Consider the following 22,806-nt stretch of genomic DNA (forward strand, 5'->3'; position numbering starts at 1 on the left):
GAGCGTGATGCTTCTGGGAGCGGTACCCGCCTCGGTGGATGAACGGACGGTGCTGGACAACCTGCCCGGCACGGCGTCGGGCGTGGAGGCAGCCGGCGTGCGGTACGACTGGCAGCCCTATGCGTTCTCATGGCGCTGGGGCGTCGAGGGCGACTTCGGGCATCAGGGCTGGCACGGCCTGAAGGCGGAGATGTACGACGATTTCATCCGCCTGGGTGCGACCGAACGGGCTTTCAACGGCATGGTTCGCAAGGCCGAGGCATCCGGAATGAAGGATTATTACCTTTACACCTGCGTGGATGCCCCGCGCGACGGGTTGTACGACGCCGAATGGGGCGGGATGCAGCCCGTGGGGTTCTATGTCGGCGGGGAACGGCGGGAGCCTGCGCCGCAGGTCGCCCTGAAGCAGGGCATCAACGAGATCGTGCTGCATTACGATTCGTTCGGCACGGCGCGGTTCGCCCTGCGCGACGGTGCGGCGGACATCGCGCCCGAGACGCTGGCCGAGGCCCCGTTGCGGATGAAGTTCCGCGGCGACCGGGCGCTGCTGCCGTTCGACAGCCGGAAGACGGCGGATACGCGGGCGCGGTTCACCTTTACGGCGGCGCCCGGGCTGGAGGCGCTGGAATTCACGGCTTTCGGCCGGAAACCCGAAGTGCGTGCCGACGGCCGGAAATGCCGGGTCGCCGAGGTCGCACGCCGCAGCGACGGCGCCGTAACCTACAGTGCCGTGTTGCCCCGGCGTGCCGAACTTCCGGCGGAGGTGTCGCTGACGCTTACCGAAGAGCGCGGGTATGCCGGCGGTGCGGCGATAGACGGCCCTGTGAAGCTGGTTTGCGGGGCGGGACGCTATACGGCCGGCGATTGGTGCCGTAATGATGCCTTGCGTACTTATTCCGGTGCGGCGTGGTACGGCCGGGACTTTACGCTGACGAAGAAACCCGCGGGTCGTGTGACACTCGACCTGGGCGAGGTCGTCTCGACGGCACGGGTGCTGGTCAACGGTCGTGAGGCCGGTTTGAGGCTGACGTCGCCCTGGCGTTTCGATGTGACCGGACTGTTGCAGGAAGGTGCCAACCGGATCGAAATCCGGGTTTGCAATACGACGGCCAATATCTTCCTCTCTTCGCCGACGGTCTACCGCGGCGATACGAAGGCCGGAATACTCGGCCCGGTGCGGATCGAGATCGCCGAATAATCTGCGGCCGGGAGTGTTAAGGCAGGCGCCGCAATTTTGCGGCGCCCGCCTTAATCGGATGAAGCCCCGGCGTGGATTCTCCGGCGTATTTTCGGGCGGGCGTCTTCGGTACGTCTTCGGGGCGGATTATTTCCGCGGCCACTCCCCGACCTCCATGTCGCGCATGTCGGCGCCGTCGATCACCAGCCGCACGGCCGTGCGGACTTTGTGGAAACCGTATTCGCCGGCTGCGCCCGGGTTGACATGCAGCAGGTCGTAAACCGGATCGTAGACCACCTTGAGGATATGCGAATGCCCGGCGATGAAGAGTTTGGGATGCAGCGCCTGTATCTTTGCCGCTGCGCGCGGGTCGTAATGGCGCGGGTAGCCGCCGATATGGGTCATCAGCACCCGCACGCCCTCGCATTCGAATGCGAGGAAATCAGGGTAGACGCGGCGTGTGAGCCCTCCGTCGATGTTGCCCGAGACGGCGCGCAGGGGTTTGAACGACGCGATCGTGTCGGCCAGTTCGAGCGAGCCGATGTCGCCCGCATGCCAGATTTCGTCCACGTCCTTGAGGAATTCGCGCAGCGTGTCGTCGAATGTCCCGTGGGTGTCGGATATGATGCCGATGCGTTTCATTTTATAGTCTTGATGCGGATTGCCGGGCCGGGAATCGTGCGTATGCCGCGCGTGCCGCCGGAAATCTTCGATGTACTATTTATACTTGTCCTTCCACAACTCCTGCATGCGCTGGGCGATCTTCGCCTCGGTGGCATTCCCGGTGTTGGGTTCGTAGAATTTCGTCCCTGCGAGGCTTTCGGGCAGGAACTCCTGCTCGGCGAAATTGCCCGCGTAGTCGTGTGCATATTTATACCCTTTGCCGTAGCCTGCCTTGTCCATCAGCTTGGTCGGGGCGTTGCGCAGGTGCAGCGGCACGGGGCGGTTCGTGGTGTCGTGCTCGACCAGCGACATCGCCTTGTTGATGGCCATATAGGCCGAGTTGCTCTTGGGGCTGGTGGCCAGGTAGATCGTCGTTTCTGCCAGCGTGATCCGCGCTTCGGGCATGCCGATCTTGTGTACCGTGTCGAAACAGGCGTTGGCCAGCAGCAGTGCGTTGGGGTTCGCCAGCCCGATGTCCTCCGAGGCGAGGATCACCAGCCGCCGTGCGAGGAAGCGTGGCTCCTCGCCCCCGGCCAGCATGCGCGCCAGATAGTAGATCGCGGCATTGGGGTCGCTGCCCCGCACCGATTTGATGAAGGCCGAGATGACGTCGTAGTGCTGCTCGCCGTTCTTGTCGTAGAGGGCGATGTTCTGTTGCAGGCAGTCGGTGACGTACTGGTCGGTGATCGTCAGTTTGCCCTCCGTCGCCCCGGCCAGTATGTCGAGGATATTGAGCAGCTTGCGGGCGTCGCCGCCCGAGAATTTGAACAACGCACCCGTCTGCTTCACTTCGATCTGGCGTGCTTTCAGTTCCGTGTCGGTCGTCAGCGCCCGGTCGAGCAGCGTTTGCAGGTCTTTGTCCTCCAGCGATTTGAGGATGTAGACCTGGCAACGGCTCAGGAGCGGCGAGATCACCTCGAACGAAGGGTTTTCGGTCGTGGCGCCTATGAGTGTCACGACGCCCTGCTCGACGGCTCCCAGCAGCGAATCCTGCTGGCTTTTGTTGAAACGGTGGATTTCGTCGATGAACAGGAAGGGCGGCTTGGCGTCGAAAAAGCGCTGTTTGCGGGCCGACTCGATCACTTCGCGCACGTCCTTGACGCCCGACGTGACGGCCGAGAGCGTGAAGAACGGACGGTCGAGCTGCGTGGCGACGATCTTCGCCAGCGTGGTTTTACCCACGCCCGGCGGGCCCCAGAGTATGAACGACGGCACGTTGCCCGTTTCGAAGAACTTGCGGAACACGCCGTTCTTACCCACGAGGTGCTCCTGCCCGATATATTCGTCTATCGTGCGGGGGCGCAGTCTTTCGGCTAAGGGAGCTGACATGATCCGTGTTGTTTTATGATCCAAAAATAGGTATTTTTCCCGGAACAGGCAAATGCGGTGCCGTGGATGCAGGCAAAAAAAGGTGCCGCCGTCAGGCGGCACCCTGTATCGCACGGAACCCGGCCGGGCGTTACTCTTCCGGCTTTACCAGCGAGAGGCAGAGCTCGTCGAGCTGCGCCTGGTCGATGCAGCCCGGGGCGTCGAGCATCACATCGCGGCCCGCATTGTTCTTCGGGAAGGCGATGTAATCGCGGATTGAGTCCGAGCCGCCGAAGAGCGAGCACAGGCGGTCGAAGCCGAACGCAAGGCCCCCGTGAGGCGGCGCGCCGTATTTGAAGGCGTCCATCAGGAACCCGAAGCGCAGCTGTGCCTGTTCGGCCGTGAAGCCCAGCACTTCGAACATCTTGGCCTGCAGCTTCGAGTCGTGGATACGGATCGAACCGCCGCCGATTTCGGTGCCGTTGCACACGAAGTCGTAGGCATTGGCACGTACGCGGCCGGGGTCGCTGTCGATATACTGTACGTCCTCCGGCTTGGGCGAGGTGAACGGGTGGTGCATGGCGTAGTAGCGCTGCGTTTCGTCATCCCACTCGAAGAGCGGGAAGTCCACGATCCAGAGCGGCGCGAACTTCTTCGGGTCGCGCAGTCCCAACTGCTGGGCCACTTCCAGACGCAGGGCGCAGAGCTGTGTCAGCGTTTTGAACTTCTTGCCGCAGAGGATGAAGACCATGTCCCCGGCCTTGGCGCCGCAGCGGCCGGCCATCTCCCGGATCTCGTCGGGCGTGTAGAACTTGTCGACCGACGATTTTACGCCCTCCTGTTCGACGCGGATCCAGATCAGCCCCTTGGCGCCGATCTGCTGGCGCTTGACGAACTCCGTGAGGGCGTCGATCTGCTTGCGCGTGTAGGCGGCGCAGCCCGTGGCGGCGAATCCCGTGACGTATTCTGCGTCGTCGAAGACCTGGAAGCCGTGGCCTTTCGCAAGGTCGGTGAGGTCGGCGAACTCCATGCCGAAGCGCAGGTCGGGTTTGTCCGAACCGTATTTCTCCATCGCCTCGATCCACGGCATACGGCGCAGCGGCTCAGCCAGTTCGATGCCCATTACCTCCCTGAACATGTGCTTGGCCCAGCGCTCGAAAATTTCCAGCACGTCTTCCTGCTCGACGAACGACATCTCGCAGTCGATCTGTGTGAACTCGGGCTGGCGGTCGGCGCGCAGGTCTTCGTCGCGGAAGCAGCGCACGATCTGGAAATACTTGTCGTAGCCGGCGACCATCAGCAGCTGTTTGAGGGTCTGCGGCGACTGGGGCAGGGCATAGAACTGGTTGGGGTTCATGCGGCTGGGGACGACGAAGTCGCGGGCGCCTTCGGGCGTCGAGTTGACCAGATAGGGGGTTTCGATCTCGAGGAAGCCTTCCGCGTCGAGGAAGCGGCGGATTTCCTGCGCCATCTTGTGCCGCAGGATCATGTTGCGCTGCAACGGCGGGCGGCGCAGGTCGAGGTAGCGGTATTTCATGCGCAGGTCGTCGCCGCCGTCCGAAACCTCTTCGATCGTGAACGGGGGAACTTCGGCTTCGTGGAGTATGGTCACCTTCTGGGCGGCGACCTCGATGTCGCCGGTTGCCATCCTGGGATTTTTCGATTGCCGCTCGATGACCTTGCCGACCACCTGGATGACCCATTCGCGGCCCACGCAGCATGCCGTTTGGCGGGCTTCGGCGGGCGAGTGCTCCTCGATGACGACCTGAGTAATGCCGTAGCGGTCGCGCAGGTCGATGAAGGTCATGGCGCCGAGGTTCCTCACTTTCTGCACCCATCCGGCGAGGGTGACGGTCTGGTTTACGTTTTCGGCTCTCAGGCAGCCGCACGTATGGGTTCTGTACATAGGGGTTTGTATTTTTTGTTTGTTTTGTCCTTGCAACCCGCAAAGTTAAATAAAAGAAGCGAAATACGGAACGCGGGCCGGGATTTTTATTTGGCGCGTGGCGTGCCGCGGCGGCTCCTGCGCGGGATAATCCGCCGCCGGACGAGGCCGTTTGTAAAAGTTTGTCTATTTTTGCGGAAAATACCCGAAATGGAAGAACAGCGGAAAACCGACGAAAAATTCATGCGCCTCGCACTAAACGAGGCCCGCAAAGCGTTAAATGAACAAGAGGTGCCGATCGGTGCGGTAGTTGTAGCCGACGGTGCGGTGGTGGGCCGTGGCCACAACCTTGTCGAAACGCTCTCCGATCCTACGGCCCATGCCGAGATGCAGGCCCTCACGGCCGCGGCGTCGACCCTCGGCGGCAAATACCTGCAAGGGTGTACGTTATATGTCACCGTCGAGCCGTGTATCATGTGCGCCGGAGCCATCGGCTGGGCACAGGTAGGGCGTGTGGTGTGGGGTGCCGACGATCCCAAGAAGGGTTACAGGCGTTATTCCGAGGCGGTCTTCCATCCGAAAACGACGGTCGTGCGCGGCATCCTCGGCGGGGAATGCGAGGCATTGATGACCTCTTTTTTCGCCGGGTTACGCGATTAGGCCGCATTTAGATTTTGAAAAAAAGGAAAAAAAATATACTTTTGCATCCAACGTACCCGCAAACCGGGATGTATGAACTGAAAAACTTAAAAAACGAATAGGAGAATGAAAAAATTATTAGTATCGGTAATTGCGCTGTTCGGGGCCGTATCGCTCTCGGCGCAGGATGTTACGGCAATTTACAATGAGGCGGCGGCCGCTTTCGGAGCAAAGAATTTCACCGAAGCAGCTACCAAGTTCGAACAGGTCATCGACCAGGGCATGGACAACGAGAGTGCCGCTTCGATGGTGGCTACGGCAAAATCGACGCTGCCCAAATGCTATTTCATGCTGGGCGGCGGTGCGTTGAAGACCAAGAATTACGACGAGGCGCTGAAGAACTTCGAGAAATCGGCCGAGCTGGCCGAACTTTACGGCGACATGAACCAGATGGCCAAGTCGAACGGCTGGGTTGCCAAGATTTACCAGATACAGGGCGGCGACGCTTTCAACAATAAGGACTATGTCACCGCGTCGGAAATCTTCGCCAAGGGCTATGCCGCCGACCCCGACAACACGGGCATGGCGCTCAACCTGGCGATGAGCTATTGCGAAATGGCCATGAGCAGCGGCGATATGTCGCAGTACGAAAAGGGTATGGAAATCTACGAGGCCGTTGCTGCCAAGACGCACCCCAAATATGCCGAAGATGCCGCCAAGGCCAAGGAGGATATGGCGCTCTATACTAACAATATGGTTGCCAAGATGCAGGTTGCCAACGATTTCGACGGGATCATCAAGATGGCCGATGACCTGCTGGCCAAGAATCCCCAGAGCGCACTGGCGCAAAATGTCCGCCTGCAGGCTTATGCCAACAAGAAGGACTATGCCAAGGTCATCGAATTGGGACAGGCTGCTGCCGATGTACAGACCGATCCGGCCGACAAGAGCCTGATGTACTACCTGCTGGGCGCCGCTTACAATGCCAAGGAGATGAAGCCGCAGGCTATCGCCGCCTTCAAGCAGGTGACCGACGGCCCGGCTGCCGAGAATGCCAAGGCTGCCCTGGCCGAACTTTCCAAGTAAGAGGGTAAGTGCCGATCGTAAGCGGGCTCCGGAAGGGGCCCGCTTCTTTTTGGTACGGAATATGCGTTGTCCTGCGCAAATCAGCTTTTTATTATGGGACGAGAATCGTATATGCGACCCGAAACCGAGGTGCTCGACGTCAGTGTCGGGCTGGGTTTCGCGGCTTCGGTAGAGGGAAAGGTCGAAGGTTTCGACCGGGAGGACTGGGATGAATAGGTTTACGTGGATTGTGGCGGCCTATTGCGTGCTGCTGAGCGGTTGCGCCGACGACGGCCTGCAGGATGTACTGCCGTCGCGGACGGTGACGCGCAACGTGCGGATCGCTGCTTGCGTCCCGTCGACGCGCACCGAACTGGCGCCGGACGGGTATAATGTGCTTTGGTCGCCGGGCGACCGTATCGGCGTCTATGTCAAGAGCGGCGACACGTTTACTGCGGAGAATGTCCCCTTGGCCTTCGAAGGGAAGGAAGCGGCTTCCGGAGGTTTTTTCAGCGGAGACATTACCCTTGCGGAAGGGGCGTCGGAGTACACGCTCTATGCCTATTATCCCTATTCGGAACAGACGTCCGCGGATGCGACCGGCGTGGGTTTCACGCTGGCGTCGCAGCAGGTGCAGGCGGCAACGGGCGATTCGTCGCACCTGGGGGATTACGACTTCCTGGTCGCCGATGCCTTGACCAGTGCCACGGGGGATTTCGGTGCCCTGCTTTTCAGGCACGCTTTTGCCATCATCGAGGCAGACCTGACGGGATCGGGAGAAATGGCCGGAAAAAACATCGCTTCGGTAATGCTTTTCAATACGGACGCCGCTTCGGTCGCCTCGAACGGTGCCCTGACCGATATGGCCAATATGACGGGCGGGTTCTCGTTCGACCTGACGGCGCCGGCGGGCAACAATACGGCGACGTATACCTATCCGTCCGTGCAGCTCAACCTGTGCGGGCTGACCTTTACGGAGCCGCCCGTACTCGGGACGTCGCCCGTAAAAACTTATTTTACGGTGAATCCCGCCGACTATTCGCGCGGCGACGGCCGGGTTTATGTCGTGGTGAATACGACCGACGGTTATACGGCGACCTATTCGCGGCCGGGACTGGTCATCGGCTCCGGGCAGATGAAAGTCATCACACAGGATATTGCCGCGGGAACCGCGCGCCAACCCGTCATAGACCTGACGGCGGATGGTAAGACGGCCAACTGCTACATTGCCACGCTTTCCTCGCAGGCCTATTCGTTCGATGCGACGGTCGCCGGCAACGGCGTGATTACCGACGGTTTGCTGCAGGCCGTACAGAAGTTCGAGGGACGTACGCTCTCGGCCTCGCTTTCTGGCGGTGAGGCCCGCCTGCTGTGGCAGAGCAACCCCTATCTGATCGAACCGGGAAGCATCTCCTATGCCGGCGGCAGAATCGGATTTTCCCTCTCGGGGCGTCCCGTTTCGCTCGGGGGAAATGCCGTGATCGGGCTTTTCGCCGATGCCGCAGCTACGGAGGCGCTCTGGAGCTGGCATATCTGGATTACCGACAAGACCAATGACGAGCTGCTCGCACAGGCGGAAACGTATACGATGTACCCGGCCTATGAACAGGCTTACGGAGCCGGAACGGCCGTCATGATGGATCGAAACCTCGGGGCGATCTTCAAGGAGGACGGCGCTTACGCCCGGTCGTTCCGGGCGCCGCTCTACCAGTGGGGACGCAAAGACCCCTTCCCGTGGGGGCTGGTGGTGTTCGATGCGCAGAGCGTACCGCATAATTACATCGACGGATGGCGTCCGGTGCAAACGACGGGTGCCCCCGGCCAGTATGTGGGCTACGTAGGCAATACGTGGTACGCCACGGCGCATCCCGACCTCTTTATCGCGACCGTGGCCGGGACGTCCTATGACTGGTATTACGGAGGGGGCAAGGGCAACGGGCCGGATTACCGCAACAATGAACTCTGGGGTAACCCTACGGGCTATACCGTGGGGCAGACTACGACCAAAACACTCTTCGATCCCTGTCCGCCGGGATGGAAGATGCCCCACCCCTATGTTTTCAGTGCATTTACCAAGACAGGCAATACTGCGACGGTGGCCAGCGGCGACGTGAACACTACGGGCTCTTTCGTCCAGGGGTGGAATTTCGTCTACGACGGTACGAATACGACCTATTACCCCGGTGTGGGTTACCGTTACGACGAATACGGTACCTTCTCGTTTACGCCGTCGGGATATTACTGGTCAAGCGCCCCGGCGCCCTCGGATACATTCGGGGCATGGGTGTTCGGCCTTACGGGCGCCAGTATCTACCAGCGCTACTCCGACCCGCGCGGGTTCGGGTTGCCCGTGCGGTGCATGAAGGAGTGATCCATCCTCCCCGGGATGAGGATTGCTTCCGAGTCGCTTTGCTCCGGGACGGTGCTGCTCCCAGCGATGTTGCCGGGGCGGGGTTATTCTCTGCCGATGTTGCTTCGGATGCGTGCCAGTCCGCTGCGGGTCAGCGGTGTCGTGCCCATGCGGGCTTCGAATTCCGTTTCGTCCATCGCCAGCCATGCCTCGGCGTCCATCGCCAGCGGGTCGAACACGGGGTCGAAGGCCGGGTTGGTGTGCATCGGGGCTTTCTGGTTGTGGGGGCAACAACTCTGGCAGCGGTCGCAGCCGAAGATCCAGCCGTCGAGGCCGATTCCTTCGGTGGGCTCTTTCTCGATCGTGTGGCAGGAGATACAGCGTCCCGTGTCGATTACCTTCGGGGCGACGATAGCGCCCGTCGGGCAGCTTTCGATGCAATTGTGGCAGCGTCCGCAGCGCGACCCTTCGAAAGGCGGGTCGTAGGCGTCGGCATCGTCCGTGAGCAGCAGTTCGCCCAGCAGGACATAGGTGCCGAAACGGGGTGTCACCAGCAGCGACTGACGGCCTATCCAGCCCAGCCCGGCTTCGACGGCCAGTTGTTTTTCGAGCAGCGGGGCCGTGTCGACGAACGCCCGCCCCGACAGATCGGGGCGGGAGGCGCAAAGTGCATCGAGCATCCGGCCGAGCATTCCCTTGATCGTCGTGTGGTAGTCGGCCGCACAGGCATAGGAAGCTACTTTCGTGCGGTGTCCGGGAGGGTAGCCCTCGCCTGCGCGGTTTTTGTAACTCACGGCGCAGACCACGGCCGTACGTGCGCCCTCAACCAGTTTGCGCGGGTCGGCGCGCTTCTCGACATTGCGCTCCATGTAGGCCAGCGACGACTGGTAGCCCTTGCCGAGCCATGCCCGCAGCATCGACTCGTTCTCGACCAGGTGCCGGCACGGAGCCAGGCCGCAAAGGTCGAACCCCGCATCGGCGGCAAGTTTTTTGATGTACTGATGGTCGAGCATTTTATTATTTTGGTTCAAAAATAGTGATTTTTAACCGGAAATTAGTAATTTCGCCCCAAACTTTCGCGTTATTGAAACGTAGTTAAAACGAAACGTATTATGACCATCAATACACTTTACGAACTGGTCCGCAACAGCGTGGAGAAGTTCGCGTCGAAAGTCGCATTTTCGATGTTCGAAGGCGACGACGTGACCTATGCCGAGGTGGGCCGGCGTATCGAAAAAGTGCAGGAGATACTTACCGGTGCGGGGCTCCGTGCCGGGGACAAGGTTGCCTTGCTCAGCAGCAACATGCCCAATTGGGGAGTCTGCTATTTCGCCGTTACTTCGGCCGGCATGGTCGCCGTGCCGATCCTGCCCGATTTTTCGGGTGAGGAACTCGACATGATCATCGCGCATTCCGAAGCCAAGGCCCTGCTCGTTTCCGACAGGCTCTTTACCAAACTCTCGAAACAGACCATCGAACGGCTGAACGTCGTGGTGCGCACCAAGAACCTGGGCGTCATTGCTCAGCGGGTCAGGGGGGAGGGCACCATGGCCGTGCCGAAGCCCGATGACCTGGCCGTGATCATCTATACCTCGGGTACGACCTCGAAGCCCAAGGGGGTGATGCTGACCCACGCGGCACTCTGCGCCCAGGTCGGGATTTCGTCGGGCATCTTTCCCGTACTGCCCGACGACGTATTCCTCTCGGTGCTGCCGCTCTCGCACACCTACGAATGTTCCATCGGTATGATCTATCCCTTCTCGATGGGTGCCAGGGTCGTTTACCTCGACCGTCCGCCCACGGCCTCGGCACTGATGCCGGCGCTGCGGGCCGTGCGTCCCTCGGTCATGCTGATCGTGCCGCTCATCATCGAGAAGATCTACCGCCACCAGGTGCTGGCCAAATTCAATTCCAACGGTTTCTGGCGGACGCTCTATAAGGTGGGATTCTTGCGCCGTTACCTCCATCGCGTCGCGGGCAAGAAACTGCTCAAGCTCTTCGGCGGGCGGCTGCGGTTCCTCGGCATCGGGGGCGCCAAACTCGACGGCGGTGCCGAAAAGTTCTTGCTGGAGGCGAAAGTGCCTTATGCCATCGGCTACGGGCTCACCGAGACCGCGCCGCTGCTTGCGGGCGCCGCACCTTCGCAGGTGCGCCTCGGCTCGACCGGGCCCCAGGCGCCGGGCGTGCAGTTGCGCCTGGAGCATATCAACCCCGACACCCGGCAGGGCGAGGTCGTGGCGCTGACGCCCAGCGTCATGCTCGGGTATTTCAAGAACCCCGAGGCGACGAAAGAGGTCTTTACCGATGACGGCTGGTTCCGCACGGGCGATCTGGGCGAGTTCGACAAGGACGGCTGGCTTTATATCAAGGGGCGCCTGAAGAATATGATCGTAGGCCCCGGCGGCGAGAACATTTATCCCGAGGATATCGAAACCGTACTCAATTCGCACGTATATATCGCCGATTCGATCGTCACCGAACAGGAGGGGCGCCTCGTGGCATTGGTGCATTTCAACCGAGATGAGATCGAGGCCATGGTCGACAACTGGCGCGAGGAGTGGGAGACGAAGAAGGAGGCCTGGGAGGCCAAGACCGAGCAGCTCAAGAAGGAGATCATGGATTTCGTGAATGCCAAGGTCAACCGCTTCTCGCGGATTTCGGAGGTGGTCGAGGAAAAGGACGATTTCGCAAAGACTCCGACGCACAAGATCAAACGGTTCCTGTACAACAGGAGCAAAGACAACGACAAACCGCAGCGGGAACAGCCTGCCGGAAAACCCGAAACCAAATGACAAGACGCCCCTCCGCGGAGGGGCGTCTTGTCATTCTGCGTCAGACCTGTCTTCTACCTGGTCGAAGAATGCGCCGAGCGATATGCCGTAATAGCGGCAGAGGCGGGCGAGGGTGCTCACCGTGATATTGTATTTCTCGGTCTCGATCTTGCCGATATGGATGCCCGTGTCCTCGTAGACGGTTTCCTGGGAAACACCTTTTTCTGCACGCAGTTCCCTGAGCCGACCTGCGATCGCCTTCAGTAATGTTATGTCCCGCCAAGGTTGTTTCATGTTAACAAAGAAACAAACCTCCCCAATATTTGATAATGATTTATACATCATTATCGGGGAATTTGCCTATCTTTGTCATCATACAGGAAACGCGCCAAAACGGCTTGGCAACTCACTGTGCGGGATGAGGCGTCACTGAAAATGTGTACCCGTTGCTGCCGATACCGTTTTGACCGCAGGGAACCCACCGAGGCGGGGGTTCCCTGTCTTTTTACGGCGGGTGCCCGGGGACGGGATGAGGCGGTTTTGGTTGTTGCAGCTGCACTGTTTCCGCCCGGAAGCCCCGATCCGTAATATGGGAAAAGCCCCTCCGCAAAGGAGGGGCTTTCGCCTTTTGTCCGTGGTAGTTGCTATTGCGCGGTGTCTTTGCGCGGGATAAGGGTCGTATCGACCTGGTGGGGCTTGTCGCCCACATCCACGAGGTTCTCCTCTTCGACCCCGAGCGAACGGTAATAGGCGTTGATCTCGCCGATGATTTCCTTGCGACCGGCATATACAGCCAGGTAGTAGACGTCGCCCAGCTGGTCGAGTTTCTCGTCGATGATAGGCGACACCATGTCGCCCTGCACGCCGTCGAAACGCAGGTAATATTCGATGTACTCGATCAGCGTCCTGGCGTATTCGCGCAGCAGTGCGTCGCCCTTGTCGGCCGCATCCTCCACGCCCATCGCCGAAGCGGCGTAGTACGCTTCGAGGAACGGATAGGTGTTGGAGTCCGTAAAGCGTATCTGCGACGGGGGCAGCTTCTCAAGCCCCATGTCGAGCAGTTCGACGGCTTCCTGCGCGCGATCCTGCCGCAGTAGTTCCTTTGCCACGCGGGCAAAGGCATCGCGGGCGTGCGAGGCGCTCAGGTTGTATTGGATGAAGTAATCGGCATATACCCTCGGGTCGGCCAGATTCCCGTAGCGGAATGTCTCCTTGAGCAGCGGCGCCGCGTAATCCGCGTCGATGCGCCCGATTTCCCAGGGGTTTTGCACGGGAGTGAGGATCGGCACGAAACGGTAGGCGTAGCCGTCGAACTGGAGGTAATCCATCAGTCCGAAATCCTGCAATATGTAGACCTGCGTCATGTAGAGCGGGCGCTTCCAGTCGAAGTTGGCCAGCATGTCGAGGATCATGAGCTGCGTCTTGTCGATCGAGTTCTTCCGCAGGTTGATGTAGACCGTGTCGACCATCTGGGCGCGGTCTTTTTCGGCGACGATGCCCGAGGCGATGGCGTTCTCCTTGTTCACTGGTAGTGCGATGCGTTTGGTCGGGATGTAGTCGGTCATCGTCCCGTCCGAGAGCTTGATCTTGCTGCGCGGGTCTTCGCTGCGCACGAATTCGATCACGTCCTTGATGTCCACCGCGCGGTCGAAGCGGTTGTCCACCGGCACCCAGTCGTTGGTGAAGGTATACTTGCTCTTGGGCAGCGAGAAGGGTACGCCCGGGGCGTCGTTGGCCTTGGTTTTCATCTCGTCGATGTACCATTCGCCGCCCAGGTAGGAGGTGTTCATGATACGCACGTCGGGGCGTACGCCGTAGATCTCCTGGTTGTTCCAGAGCGGGAACGTGTCGTTGTCGCCGTAGTTGAGGATGATCGAGTTGGGCAGCGTCGACATCAGGTAGTTCCAGCCGATATCGCGCGCCATGTAGCGGTGCGAACGGTCGTGGTCGTCCCAGTTCTGCGCCGCGAGGATCGTCGGCACGCCCATGCAGACCACTGTCGCCGCCACGGCGGCCGTGACGTTGTTGCGCCTGGTGAGCCATGCGACCAGGTCGCGGATGGCCAGTACGCCGAACCCGATCCATATGCAGAATGCGTAGAACGACCCCGCGTAGACGTAGTCGCGCTCGCGCGGTTCGCCCGGCGAAGTGTTGAAATAGAAAACCAGTGCGATACCCGTCATAATGAAGAGCCACATGACGATCGAGAAATTCCGCTGGTCGCGGTTGAGCTGGTAGATCAGTCCGATCAGCCCCAGCAGGAACGGCAGGAAATAGTAGGTGTTGCGGCCTTTGTTGTCGGCGATCTCGCGCGGCAGGCCGTCCTGCGGCCCGAGGTATTTCTCGTCGATCCACTTGATGCCCGACAGCCAGTTGCCGTCGGTGATCGTCACGCGGGTGGGCTGTATGTCGCTCTGGCGCCCTACGAAATTCCACAGGAAATAGCGCCAGTACATGTACGAGAGCTGGTAGTTGAAGAAATAGTTGAGGTTCTCGAGGAACGTCGGCTCGACGATCGTGCGCGGTTCGTACCCGTCGTCGTATACCTTCTTGGTGCCGAAGTCGAGCACTTCGCCCTGCATGGGGCGTCCCTGCGAGTCGCGGACGATTTCGCCCTTTTCGTCGCGCATGATCTCGGTTTTGGTGCGGTAGGCGGCCCATTGCTTGTACTCCTTCTCTCCTTTGCGCGCATCCCACATGCGGGGGAAGAAGTGGATGAATTCCGGGGCGTGGGTATATCCCGTGATGACCGATGCGGGCTTGTACTTGCCGTCCTCGTCGAGGTAGTAGAAATGCTTTTCCTTGTACCCTTCGGGCGGGGCCGAGTAGTAAGCGCCGAACAGCAGCGGACGGTCGCCGTACTGGTCGCGGTTGAGCACCGACATCAGTGCGTGGGGGTTGTTGGGGTTGTTGCTGTTCATCGGCGGGTTGGCGGCGGCACGGATCGTCACCGAAGCGTAGGACGAGAACCCGATGAGGATCATGGTCGTCGAGAGCAGGATGATGTTCCACACGACCTTGCCTTTGCGGTGTGTGTACCACGAAGCCCAGCCCATGCCGCCGATCAGCGCCAGTGCGAAGAGCACCATGCCCGAGTTGACGGGCAGCCTCAGCGTGTTGACGAAGAAAAGGTCGATCATCGCCCCGACGTAGACCGTGTAGGGGATGATGATGTTGTTGACGAAGATCAGGATGGCGCCCGCGATCAGCGTGGCGTAGACGATGCCCTTGAAAGTCACCTTCTCCGTCTTGCGGAAGTAGTAGATGAACACCAGCGCCGGGATGGTCAGCAGGTTGAGGATGTGCACGCCGATCGACAGTCCCATCATGTAGGCGATCAGTACGATCCAGCGCGACGAGTGGGGCTGGTCGGCCTCCTCCTCCCATTTGAGCATCAGCCATACGACCAGCGCCGTGAACATCGACGAGAGGGCGTAGACCTCACCCTCGATGGCCGAGAACCAGAACGTATCGGTGAAGGTGTAGGCCAGGGCACCCACGATGCCTGCACCCAGGATGGCCCACACGTTGGCTCGGGTGAGCTGGCTGCCGTCGCGGGTCACGAGGCGCCGCGCCAGGTGGGTGATCGTCCAGAACAGGAACAGGATGCAGAATGCGCTGGCGATGGAGTTCATGCCGTTCACCGCCATGCCCACAAAGTCCGGGTTGCCGGCGGCGAAGAGCGTCGCCAGGCGCGCCAGCATCATGAACAGCGGGGCGCCGGGAGGGTGCCCGACTTCGAGTTTATAGGAGGTTGCAATGAATTCCGAGCAGTCCCAGAGGCTCGAAACCGGTTCCATCGTCATCAGGTATACCAGTGCGGCGATGGCAAAAACCGCCCAGCCGACGATGTTGTTCCAGCGTTTGAAGGATGTCATATTTTTTCGGTATGTTTCGCTTTATGTCCTGCAAAAGTAATCATTTAACGGCGAAATCCAATCAATATTACCTGCCGAAGGCGGAAAGTTGCTATTTTTAAGGCTTTTCGGAGTCGGACGGGATTCCCCGGTTTCCCGTCGTCCGGTTGCCGTGGTGTCTGCTGGCGCCGGTGCGGGTTTGTGGCGTGGCCGTTTTCGAATGGCTGGCCAGGACAAGGTGGTGGGCCGCGATGTGCAAAAATGTGAAATGCCGGAGCGACGCTCCGGCATTTCCAGATGGTGGTGTGGCTGGCGGGCACGCTGCCCGGTGGTTATTTGCGGCCCGGCCTGAGGATGCCGGACAGCCAGCTGCCCATGCCGGATTTTTTCTTCTCCGGCGCCTGTGCTTTTCGGGGTGCCTCGGGGCTTACCGCTTCCCGTTTGTCCCGGGCGGATTTCTGACTTCCGGATTTTCGGTCATCCTGTCTCCGTTCCGTGTTTGCGGCCGCTGCGTTTTGCCTGTCCGGTTTTTGCCTGCCCCGGTTACGGTTGCGGCGGCGTGCCGGGCGTGCCGCGGCGTCCTTGTCCTGCGGCTGTTGCCCGTCCGGGGTCTGCTTGCCGCCGGTTCGTTGCCCTTGCGGTTTCGGATCGCCGGGAGCCTGTCCCTGCGGCTTGCGCCTGCCCGGCCTCTGTCCGGCCTGACTTTGTGCGGGCTGTTTTTGTGCGGCTCGCTTTTCCTCCGCTTGCTTCTGCCCTCCGGTTTGTGCTGTATCCGGTTTTTTCCCGGCTGGCTTTTTCCGGCTGTTTTGTGCGGGAGCCAGTTCCCCGGAATCCGGGTCGAGTTCCAGTCCGGTCAGTTTGAGGATGTCTTTCAGCAGCGGGCGTTCCTCCTCCGAGCAGAAGGCGATGGCCTGTCCGTCGCGCCCGGCGCGTCCCGTGCGGCCGATGCGGTGGACATAGGTCTCGGGCACTTCCGGCAGGTCGTAGTTGATTACCAGCGGCAGTTCGCTGATGTCGATTCCCCGCGCGGCGATGTCGGTGGCGATCAGCACCCGGCAGGCCCCCGAGCGAAAGTCGTTCATGGCCCGTTCGCGGGCGCCCTGCGACTTGTCTCCGTGGATGGCGCGTCCTTCGATGCCCGCTTTGGTGAGGATACGGGCGATGCGGTCGGCGCCGTGCTTGGTGCGCGAAAATACCAGCACCGAGCTCTCGGGGCGTTCGCGCAGCAGGGAGGCCAGCAGCGTCCGTTTTTCGGCCTTTTCGGCGAACAGGACGCTCTGGCGGATGGTCTCGACCACCGAGGCCGGGGGCGTCACGGTGACGTGGGCCGGATTGCGGAGCATTGTATTGGCCAGTTTTACGATGTCGTCGGGCATCGTCGCCGAGAAGAAGAGCGTTTGCCGCTCGCGGGGCAGCAGCGGGAGGATTCGCCGGATGTCGTGGATGAAACCCATGTCGAGCATCCGGTCGGCTTCGTCGAGGACGAAGAAGCGGATGTCGGCGAGCGAGACGTAACCCTGGCCGATCAGGTCGAGCAGGCGTCCCGGCGTGGCTACCAGCAGGTCGATGCCGCGTTGCAGCGCATCGACCTGCGGCCGCTGGTTGACGCCGCCGAAGATCACGCAGTGGCGGATGTCCGTGTAGCGGGCATAGTCGCGGCAGCATTCGTCGATCTGGGCGGCCAGTTCGCGCGTCGGCGTGAGCACCAGCGCCTTGATCGTGCGCCGCCCTTTGGTGCGCGGCTCGGCCGCGAGCAATTGGAGGATCGGCAGCGTGAAGGCCGCCGTCTTGCCCGTCCCGGTCTGGGCGCAGCCCATCAGGTCGCGGCCTTCGAGTGCGGGCGGGATGGCTTGTTGCTGGATCGGAGTGGGGGTCGTGTAGCCTTTTTCGGCCACGGCACGCTTGAGTGGTTCTATCAGGTTCAGTTCCTGGAATGTCATTGCATATCGGTTTTGTCCCGGCGTCGTGCGCCGGATAATTCGGTGTTGATAATATACGGAGGGAAAAACGGGAAGCGTCAGACCAACGCGCACTATTATTGGCACAAAGGTACGATTAATTCCGCGATTCTGGTGCATCTCGATTAAATTTCTTATTTTTGCACAATAATTTTTCGCAATTTATGGAATCGAAACTCGTACTTTACAATACGCTCACTCGCCGCAAGGAGGTGTTCGAACCGCTGACTCCCGGCCGCGTGGGCATGTATGTCTGCGGCCCCACGGTCTACGGCGACCCGCACCTGGGGCACGCCCGGCCGGCGGTGACGTTCGACTTGATGTTCCGCTACCTGAAGTCCTGCGGCTACAAGGTGCGTTACGTGCGTAACATAACGGATGTGGGGCACCTGGAGCACGACGCCGACGAGGGGGAGGACAAGATCGCCAAGAAGGCGCGCCTCGAGCAGCTGGAGCCGATGGAGGTGGCGCACTACTATACGGAGCGTTACCACCGTGCGATGGATGCGCTCAACGTCGAGACCCCGTCGATCGAACCCTATGCCTCGGGGCATATCATCGAGCAGATCGAGTTCGTCAAGAAGATCCTCGCCGACGGCTTTGCCTACGAGTCGAACGGCTCGGTCTATTTCGACGTGGAGAAATACAACGCCAAATATAATTACGGCAGGCTTTCGGGTCGTAACCTCGACGACATCATCGCCAACACGCGCGAGCTGGACGGGCAGGGCGACAAGCGCCACTCCTATGACTTCGCGCTGTGGAAGAAGGCATCGCCCGAGCATATCATGCGCTGGCCTTCGCCGTGGGGAGAGGGGTTCCCCGGCTGGCATATGGAGTGCTCGGCGATGAGTACCCGTTACCTGGGCGAACGCTTCGACATCCACGGAGGCGGCATGGATCTGATGTTCCCGCACCACGAGTGCGAGATCGCGCAGTCGACCGCCGCGCTGGGGCACGATTCGGCACGTTACTGGGTGCACAACAACATGATCACGATCAACGGCCAGAAGATGGGCAAGTCGCTGGGCAACTTCATCACCCTCGAGGAGCTCTTCACGGGCAGCCATAAATTGCTGGCGCAGGCCTATTCGCCGATGACCATCCGCTTCTTCGTGTTGCAGGCGCAGTACCGTTCGACGCTCGATTTCTCGAACGAGGCCCTGCAGGCCGCCGAGAAGGGGCTCGACCGTCTGATGAAGGGCGTCGAATCGCTCGGGAAGGTCAAACCCGCCGAAACGTCGACTATCGATCCTTCCGAGCTGGAAAACCGCTGCCGCGCGGCGATGGACGATGACCTGAACTCGCCGATGGCCATTTCGGCGCTGTTCGACTGGGTGCGCATCATCAACCAGCTGGTCGACGGGCAGCAAAGCATCACGGCCGCCGACCTCGAAGAGCTGAAAGCCACGGTTTACCGTTACACGTTCGATATCCTCGGCCTGCGCGACGAGAAGGCCGCAGGTGCGGCTTCGGGGCGCGATTATGTGACCCCGCTGGTCGAGATGCTGCTCGACGAGCGTCTGAAAGCCCGTGCCGCAAAGGACTGGGCGGCTTCCGACCGCATCCGCGACGGGCTGGCCGCAGCCGGTATCCGTGTCAAAGACCGCAAGGACGGCAGCGACTGGGAACTGGAATAAGCGGAAAAAGGGAAGATCCGGATCCCGGGCGGAACTGTCGCCGCCGTGCGCGGACGGTCGGGGCGGGCGCCCCTGCGGGTGTGCCGCTGTGGCGGGATGGCCTTGTGCAGTATGCCGGGCGTGTCCCCGCTCCCGTTCCGGAGGTGCCTGTGTGCCGTAATCAAGGAATAGTTGGGTAGTTCGTCCGGCTTTCGCCCGGACAGAGTTGATAATATATGATATGTCTGCAACGATAAAAGGGGCGGCGACGGAGCTCGGAACGGAGCGTATCCGCAAGCTGCTCATGCAATATGCCGTGCCGGCGATCATCGCCATGACGGCTTCTTCGCTCTACAACATGGTCGACAGTATCTTCATCGGCCACGGGGTAGGGCCATTGGCCATTTCGGGCCTTGCGCTGACCTTCCCGCTGATGAACCTCGCCGCGGCTTTCGGTTCGCTGGTGGGTGTGGGTGCTGCGACGCTGGTGTCCATGCGCCTCGGGCAGCGAGACTACCAAACGGCGCAGAACATCCTGGGCAACGTCGTGGTGCTGAACCTCATCATCGGCCTGGCATTCGGTTTCACAACGCTGCTGCTGCTCGATCCGATCCTCTACTTCTTCGGGGCGAGCGAGGCGACGATCGGTTATGCCCGCGACTACATGTCAATCATCCTCATGGGGAACGTCATCACGCACATGTATCTGGGCCTGAACTCCGTGCTGCGGGCTTCGGGGCATCCGCGCAAGTCGATGTACGCTACCATCTATACGGTGGTCATCAACGCGGCGCTCGACCCGCTGTTCATCTACGGCTTCGGGTGGGGTATCCGCGGCGCGGCCATCGCCACGGTGCTGGCGCAGATTATCGCGCTCATCTGGCAGTTCCACATTCTTTCGGACAAGAGCGAACTGCTCCATTTCCGGCGCGGCATCTACCGCCTGCGCCGGAAGATCGTGCGCGACATCCTGGCCATCGGCATGTCGCCGTTCCTGATGAACCTGGCGGCGTGTTTCATCGTCATCCTGATAAACAAGGGGCTCAAGCAATATGGCGGCGACCTGATGATCGGGGCCTACGGCATCGTCAACCGCCTGGCATTCTTCTTCGTGATGATCGTCATGGGTATCAACCAGGGGATGCAGCCCATTGCGGGTTATAACTTCGGTGCGCGGCAGTACGACCGTGTGCTGCGCGTGCTGCGGCTGACGATCATCGGTGCCACGTGCGTCACGGGCGCCGGGTTCCTGATGGGCGAACTGGCGCCCCGGCTGGCGGTGTCGGCCTTCACGAACGATCCCGAACTGATCCGGCTGGCGGTCGAGGGAATGCGCATCGTCTTCGTCTGTTTCCCGATCATCGGGTTCCAGATGGTGGCGACCAATTTCTTCATGAGCATCGGCATGGCCGGCAAGGCGATCTTCCTGTCGCTTTCGCGCCAGCTGCTGTTCCTGATGCCGGGACTGATTTTCCTGCCCCATATCTTCGACGTCCATACCCGTTGGGACGGCAGTTGGGGCGTATGGTGCGCGATGCCGCTGTCCGACCTGATGGCGTCGGTCGTAGCCTTCTTCATGCTGGTATACCAGTTGCGAAAATTCCGGGCGCAGATGGATGCGGCCCGTTCAACGAACCTCCAATAATGCCGATTATGGAAGATAAATTCGTCATCAACATCGGGCGCCAGCTGGGCAGCGGCGGCAAAGCCGTCGGCGAGGCCGTGGCACGCAGGCTCGGGATCGGGGTCTACGACAAGCAGCTCATCAACCTGGCTGCCGAGCAGAGCGGCCTGTGTCCCGAAGTGTTCGAACGGGTCGACGAAAAGGAGTCGCGCAACCTCTTTTCGACGCTCGTCGCTTACCTGCGCTCGCCGTTCGTGGGAAGCGAATATGCCGGGAGCAACGTGCTCAGCAACGACGCCCTGTTCAAGATCCAGAGCGACGTGATCCGCGACATCGCCGCGCGCGAGTCATGTGTTTTCGTCGGCCGCTGTGCCGACTACATCCTGCGCGACCATCCGCGGGCGGTGAATGTCTTTGTCGCGGCCGACCGTGCCGACCGTTGCGAGCGGCTCTGCCGCCAGTGCGGCATTACGCCCGGGGAGGCCGAGGCCCGGATGGATCGGGAGGATGCGCGGCGCGCGGCGTACTACAACTATTACAGCAGCGGTACGTGGGGCATGGCTTCGACCTACCACCTCTGCGTCGATTCGTCCGTGCTGGGGATCGACGGCACGGTGGATTTCGTGCTGGAGTTCGTGGAGCGCAAACTGGGTGTGAAGCCCGGGGCGATTTAATTGTCAATACGGTAAACTTATGATACTTGCAGATCAGATAAAGGAGTTGGAGCAGCGCCGCGAGGCTTTGGAACGATGCCTGGGTATCGACCAGAAACGCATCGACCTGCGCAACGAGGAGGAAAAGACCCAGGAACCCGATTTCTGGGACACCCCCGACAAGGCGCGCGAGCAGTTGCGCAAGGTCGCCGCCATCAAGGCATGGGTCGACGACTACGATGCCGTGGCCAAGGATGTCGAAGACCTGGGGCTGATGCCCGATTTCGTGAAGGAAGGGGTCATGAGCGAGGTGGAGTTGGACGACCATTACGCACAGACGCTCGAGCGCATCGAAACGCTCGAAATGCGCAACATGCTGCGCCGCGAAGAGGACAAGCTTGGGGCGATCATGGACATCAACGCCGGGGCCGGGGGCACCGAGGCGCTCGATTGGGCGTCGATGCTCCTGCGCATGTACACCCGCTGGGGCGAGGCGCACGGTTACAAGGTCAAGGTGCTCGACTACCAGGCCGGCGACGAGGTGGGCGTGAAATCCTGTACGCTGGAGTTCGAGGGCGAGTATGCCTACGGGTACCTCAAGAGCGAAAACGGCGTGCACCGCATGGTGCGCCTTTCGCCTTTCAATGCCAATAACAAACGCCAGACGACTTTCGCCTCGGTGTTCGTGTCGCCTGCCGTGGACGATACGATCGAGGTTACGGTCAACCCGTCGGACATCGAGTGGGATACGTTCCGTTCGAGCGGCGCCGGGGGGCAGAATGTCAACAAGGTCGAGACAGCCGTGCGCCTGCGCTACCACGGCAAGGACGCCGATACGGGCGAGCCGGTGGAGTTCCTGATCGAGAATATGGAAACCCGTTCGCAGCTGATGAACCGCGAGAATGCCATGCGCATCCTCCGTTCGAAGCTCTACCAGCGGGAACTGGATAAACGCATGGCCACGCAGCAGGCGCTCGAGGCTTCGAAGAAGAAGATCGAGTGGGGATCGCAGATCCGCTCCTATGTCTTCGACGACCGGCGTGTGAAAGACCATCGCACGGGCGTGCAGACTTCGGCTGTCGAGGCGGTGATGGACGGCGACCTGGATGCCTTCATCAAGGCCTACCTGATGGAATACGGCGCCGAGGCGTAGCTCCTCCGCGGTCGGTTCCGACAACCGGTTCGCGTACGGCCGGTATTTCCCGTCGGACGATCCGTATTGTATCGGGTGCCCGGT

General features: G+C 60.7%; 17 protein-coding genes. 10 read left to right on the plus strand and 7 right to left on the minus strand.

All coding sequences use genetic code 11. The annotated features are described in order from the left end of the window. A partial coding sequence (locus QVP03_RS07525; protein WP_369677401.1) for a glycosylhydrolase-like jelly roll fold domain-containing protein occupies nucleotides 1-1,198 on the plus strand: 1,198 nt, incomplete at its 5' end. Between the two features lie 126 nt (nucleotides 1,199-1,324). On the opposite strand, the gene QVP03_RS07530 is transcribed toward QVP03_RS07525, so the two are convergent. The 3 genes from QVP03_RS07530 to aspS form a co-directional block, all read right to left on the minus strand. Next, entirely contained in the window at nucleotides 1,325-1,819 is a 495-nt protein-coding gene (locus QVP03_RS07530) for a metallophosphoesterase family protein (protein WP_022332895.1), read from the minus strand. A gap of 75 nt (nucleotides 1,820-1,894) precedes the next feature. Continuing rightward, nucleotides 1,895-3,169 carry a replication-associated recombination protein A gene (locus QVP03_RS07535; protein ID WP_022332896.1) on the minus strand — a complete coding sequence of 425 codons (1,275 nt, stop codon included), beginning with the start codon at nucleotides 3,167-3,169 and terminating at the stop codon, nucleotides 1,895-1,897. 130 nt (nucleotides 3,170-3,299) lie between these two features. Next, nucleotides 3,300-5,054 carry an aspartate--tRNA ligase gene (gene aspS / locus QVP03_RS07540; RefSeq protein ID WP_018694831.1) on the minus strand — a complete coding sequence of 585 codons (1,755 nt, stop codon included), beginning with the start codon at nucleotides 5,052-5,054 and terminating at the stop codon, nucleotides 3,300-3,302. A 189-nt stretch (nucleotides 5,055-5,243) separates the two neighbouring features. On the opposite strand from aspS, the gene QVP03_RS07545 reads away from it, so the two are divergent. The 4 genes from QVP03_RS07545 to QVP03_RS07560 all read left to right on the plus strand — a co-directional run bounded on the left by QVP03_RS07545 (nucleotide 5,244) and on the right by QVP03_RS07560 (nucleotide 9,108). After that, the gene (locus QVP03_RS07545; RefSeq protein ID WP_018694832.1) at nucleotides 5,244-5,693 is read left to right on the plus strand and encodes a nucleoside deaminase; all 450 of its coding nucleotides are present in this window, start codon (nucleotides 5,244-5,246) and stop codon (nucleotides 5,691-5,693) included. 105 nt (nucleotides 5,694-5,798) lie between these two features. Continuing rightward, complete coding sequence (locus tag QVP03_RS07550; protein WP_022332897.1) at nucleotides 5,799-6,758, plus strand: tetratricopeptide repeat protein; 960 nt, start codon at nucleotides 5,799-5,801, stop codon at nucleotides 6,756-6,758. A gap of 93 nt (nucleotides 6,759-6,851) precedes the next feature. Beyond that, nucleotides 6,852-6,974 (plus strand): hypothetical protein, encoded by a 123-nt coding sequence (locus QVP03_RS07555; protein ID WP_022332898.1) that lies wholly within the window; start codon nucleotides 6,852-6,854, stop codon nucleotides 6,972-6,974. Beyond that, nucleotides 6,967-9,108 carry a fimbrillin family protein gene (locus tag QVP03_RS07560; protein ID WP_022332899.1) on the plus strand — a complete coding sequence of 714 codons (2,142 nt, stop codon included), beginning with the start codon at nucleotides 6,967-6,969 and terminating at the stop codon, nucleotides 9,106-9,108. The genes QVP03_RS07555 and QVP03_RS07560 overlap by 8 nt, the downstream gene beginning before the upstream one ends. A gap of 83 nt (nucleotides 9,109-9,191) precedes the next feature. Here the strand turns inward: QVP03_RS07560 and queG are convergent, their stop codons facing one another. Beyond that, complete coding sequence (queG, locus tag QVP03_RS07565; protein WP_022332900.1) at nucleotides 9,192-10,100, minus strand: tRNA epoxyqueuosine(34) reductase QueG; 909 nt, start codon at nucleotides 10,098-10,100, stop codon at nucleotides 9,192-9,194. Between the two features lie 99 nt (nucleotides 10,101-10,199). Here queG and QVP03_RS07570 point away from each other — a divergent pair, with 99 nt between their 5' ends. Beyond that, entirely contained in the window at nucleotides 10,200-11,879 is a 1,680-nt protein-coding gene (locus tag QVP03_RS07570; RefSeq protein ID WP_022332901.1) for an AMP-binding protein, read from the plus strand. Between the two features lie 30 nt (nucleotides 11,880-11,909). On the opposite strand, the gene QVP03_RS07575 is transcribed toward QVP03_RS07570, so the two are convergent. From QVP03_RS07575 to QVP03_RS07585, 3 genes are all read right to left on the minus strand, one after another. Next, complete coding sequence (locus QVP03_RS07575; protein WP_055203540.1) at nucleotides 11,910-12,152, minus strand: helix-turn-helix domain-containing protein; 243 nt, start codon at nucleotides 12,150-12,152, stop codon at nucleotides 11,910-11,912. A gap of 350 nt (nucleotides 12,153-12,502) precedes the next feature. Further along, a complete protein-coding gene (locus QVP03_RS07580) occupies nucleotides 12,503-15,736 on the minus strand; it encodes a glycosyltransferase family 117 protein (RefSeq protein WP_022332903.1) in 3,234 nt (1,077 codons plus the stop codon). Nucleotides 15,737-16,047: 311 nt separating this feature from the next. Next, on the minus strand, nucleotides 16,048-17,655 hold the full coding sequence (locus QVP03_RS07585; RefSeq protein ID WP_117507020.1) for a DEAD/DEAH box helicase: 1,608 nt from the start codon (nucleotides 17,653-17,655) through the stop codon (nucleotides 16,048-16,050). A gap of 182 nt (nucleotides 17,656-17,837) precedes the next feature. Here QVP03_RS07585 and cysS point away from each other — a divergent pair, with 182 nt between their 5' ends. The 4 genes from cysS (at nucleotide 17,838) to prfB (ending at nucleotide 22,722) form a co-directional block, all read left to right on the plus strand. Further along, nucleotides 17,838-19,313: a cysteine--tRNA ligase gene (cysS, locus tag QVP03_RS07590; RefSeq protein ID WP_022332905.1), complete on the plus strand. Its 1,476-nt coding sequence runs from the start codon at nucleotides 17,838-17,840 to the stop codon at nucleotides 19,311-19,313. 220 nt (nucleotides 19,314-19,533) lie between these two features. Next, nucleotides 19,534-20,937: an MATE family efflux transporter gene (locus QVP03_RS07595; RefSeq protein ID WP_022332906.1), complete on the plus strand. Its 1,404-nt coding sequence runs from the start codon at nucleotides 19,534-19,536 to the stop codon at nucleotides 20,935-20,937. Nucleotides 20,938-20,945: 8 nt separating this feature from the next. Then, nucleotides 20,946-21,590: a cytidylate kinase-like family protein gene (locus QVP03_RS07600; RefSeq protein WP_022332907.1), complete on the plus strand. Its 645-nt coding sequence runs from the start codon at nucleotides 20,946-20,948 to the stop codon at nucleotides 21,588-21,590. 19 nt (nucleotides 21,591-21,609) lie between these two features. Further along, nucleotides 21,610-22,722 (plus strand): peptide chain release factor 2, encoded by a 1,113-nt coding sequence (prfB, locus tag QVP03_RS07605; RefSeq protein ID WP_022332908.1) that lies wholly within the window; start codon nucleotides 21,610-21,612, stop codon nucleotides 22,720-22,722. Nucleotides 22,723-22,806: the final 84 nt, after the last annotated feature.

Origin of the sequence: Alistipes sp. CAG:29, from assembly GCF_000435435.1 — a bacterium.
Lineage (GTDB): Bacteria > Bacteroidota > Bacteroidia > Bacteroidales > Rikenellaceae > Alistipes > Alistipes onderdonkii.

Bases quoted from the DNA above. Each gene is read 5' to 3' on its own strand.
- QVP03_RS07580 (WP_022332903.1), bottom strand. From the start codon at position 15,736: ATGACATCCTTCAAACGCTGGAACAACATCGTCGGCTGGGCGGTTTTT.
- prfB (WP_022332908.1), top strand. From the start codon at position 21,610: ATGATACTTGCAGATCAGATAAAGGAGTTGGAGCAGCGCCGCGAGGCT.
- QVP03_RS07550 (WP_022332897.1), top strand. From the start codon at position 5,799: ATGAAAAAATTATTAGTATCGGTAATTGCGCTGTTCGGGGCCGTATCG.
- QVP03_RS07530 (WP_022332895.1), bottom strand. From the start codon at position 1,819: ATGAAACGCATCGGCATCATATCCGACACCCACGGGACATTCGACGAC.
- QVP03_RS07575 (WP_055203540.1), bottom strand. From the start codon at position 12,152: ATGAAACAACCTTGGCGGGACATAACATTACTGAAGGCGATCGCAGGT.
- QVP03_RS07585 (WP_117507020.1), bottom strand. From the start codon at position 17,655: ATGACATTCCAGGAACTGAACCTGATAGAACCACTCAAGCGTGCCGTG.
- queG (WP_022332900.1), bottom strand. From the start codon at position 10,100: ATGCTCGACCATCAGTACATCAAAAAACTTGCCGCCGATGCGGGGTTC.
- QVP03_RS07570 (WP_022332901.1), top strand. From the start codon at position 10,200: ATGACCATCAATACACTTTACGAACTGGTCCGCAACAGCGTGGAGAAG.
- QVP03_RS07555 (WP_022332898.1), top strand. From the start codon at position 6,852: ATGGGACGAGAATCGTATATGCGACCCGAAACCGAGGTGCTCGACGTC.
- cysS (WP_022332905.1), top strand. From the start codon at position 17,838: ATGGAATCGAAACTCGTACTTTACAATACGCTCACTCGCCGCAAGGAG.
- QVP03_RS07545 (WP_018694832.1), top strand. From the start codon at position 5,244: ATGGAAGAACAGCGGAAAACCGACGAAAAATTCATGCGCCTCGCACTA.
- QVP03_RS07595 (WP_022332906.1), top strand. From the start codon at position 19,534: ATGTCTGCAACGATAAAAGGGGCGGCGACGGAGCTCGGAACGGAGCGT.
- aspS (WP_018694831.1), bottom strand. From the start codon at position 5,054: ATGTACAGAACCCATACGTGCGGCTGCCTGAGAGCCGAAAACGTAAAC.
- QVP03_RS07535 (WP_022332896.1), bottom strand. From the start codon at position 3,169: ATGTCAGCTCCCTTAGCCGAAAGACTGCGCCCCCGCACGATAGACGAA.
- QVP03_RS07600 (WP_022332907.1), top strand. From the start codon at position 20,946: ATGGAAGATAAATTCGTCATCAACATCGGGCGCCAGCTGGGCAGCGGC.
- QVP03_RS07560 (WP_022332899.1), top strand. From the start codon at position 6,967: ATGAATAGGTTTACGTGGATTGTGGCGGCCTATTGCGTGCTGCTGAGC.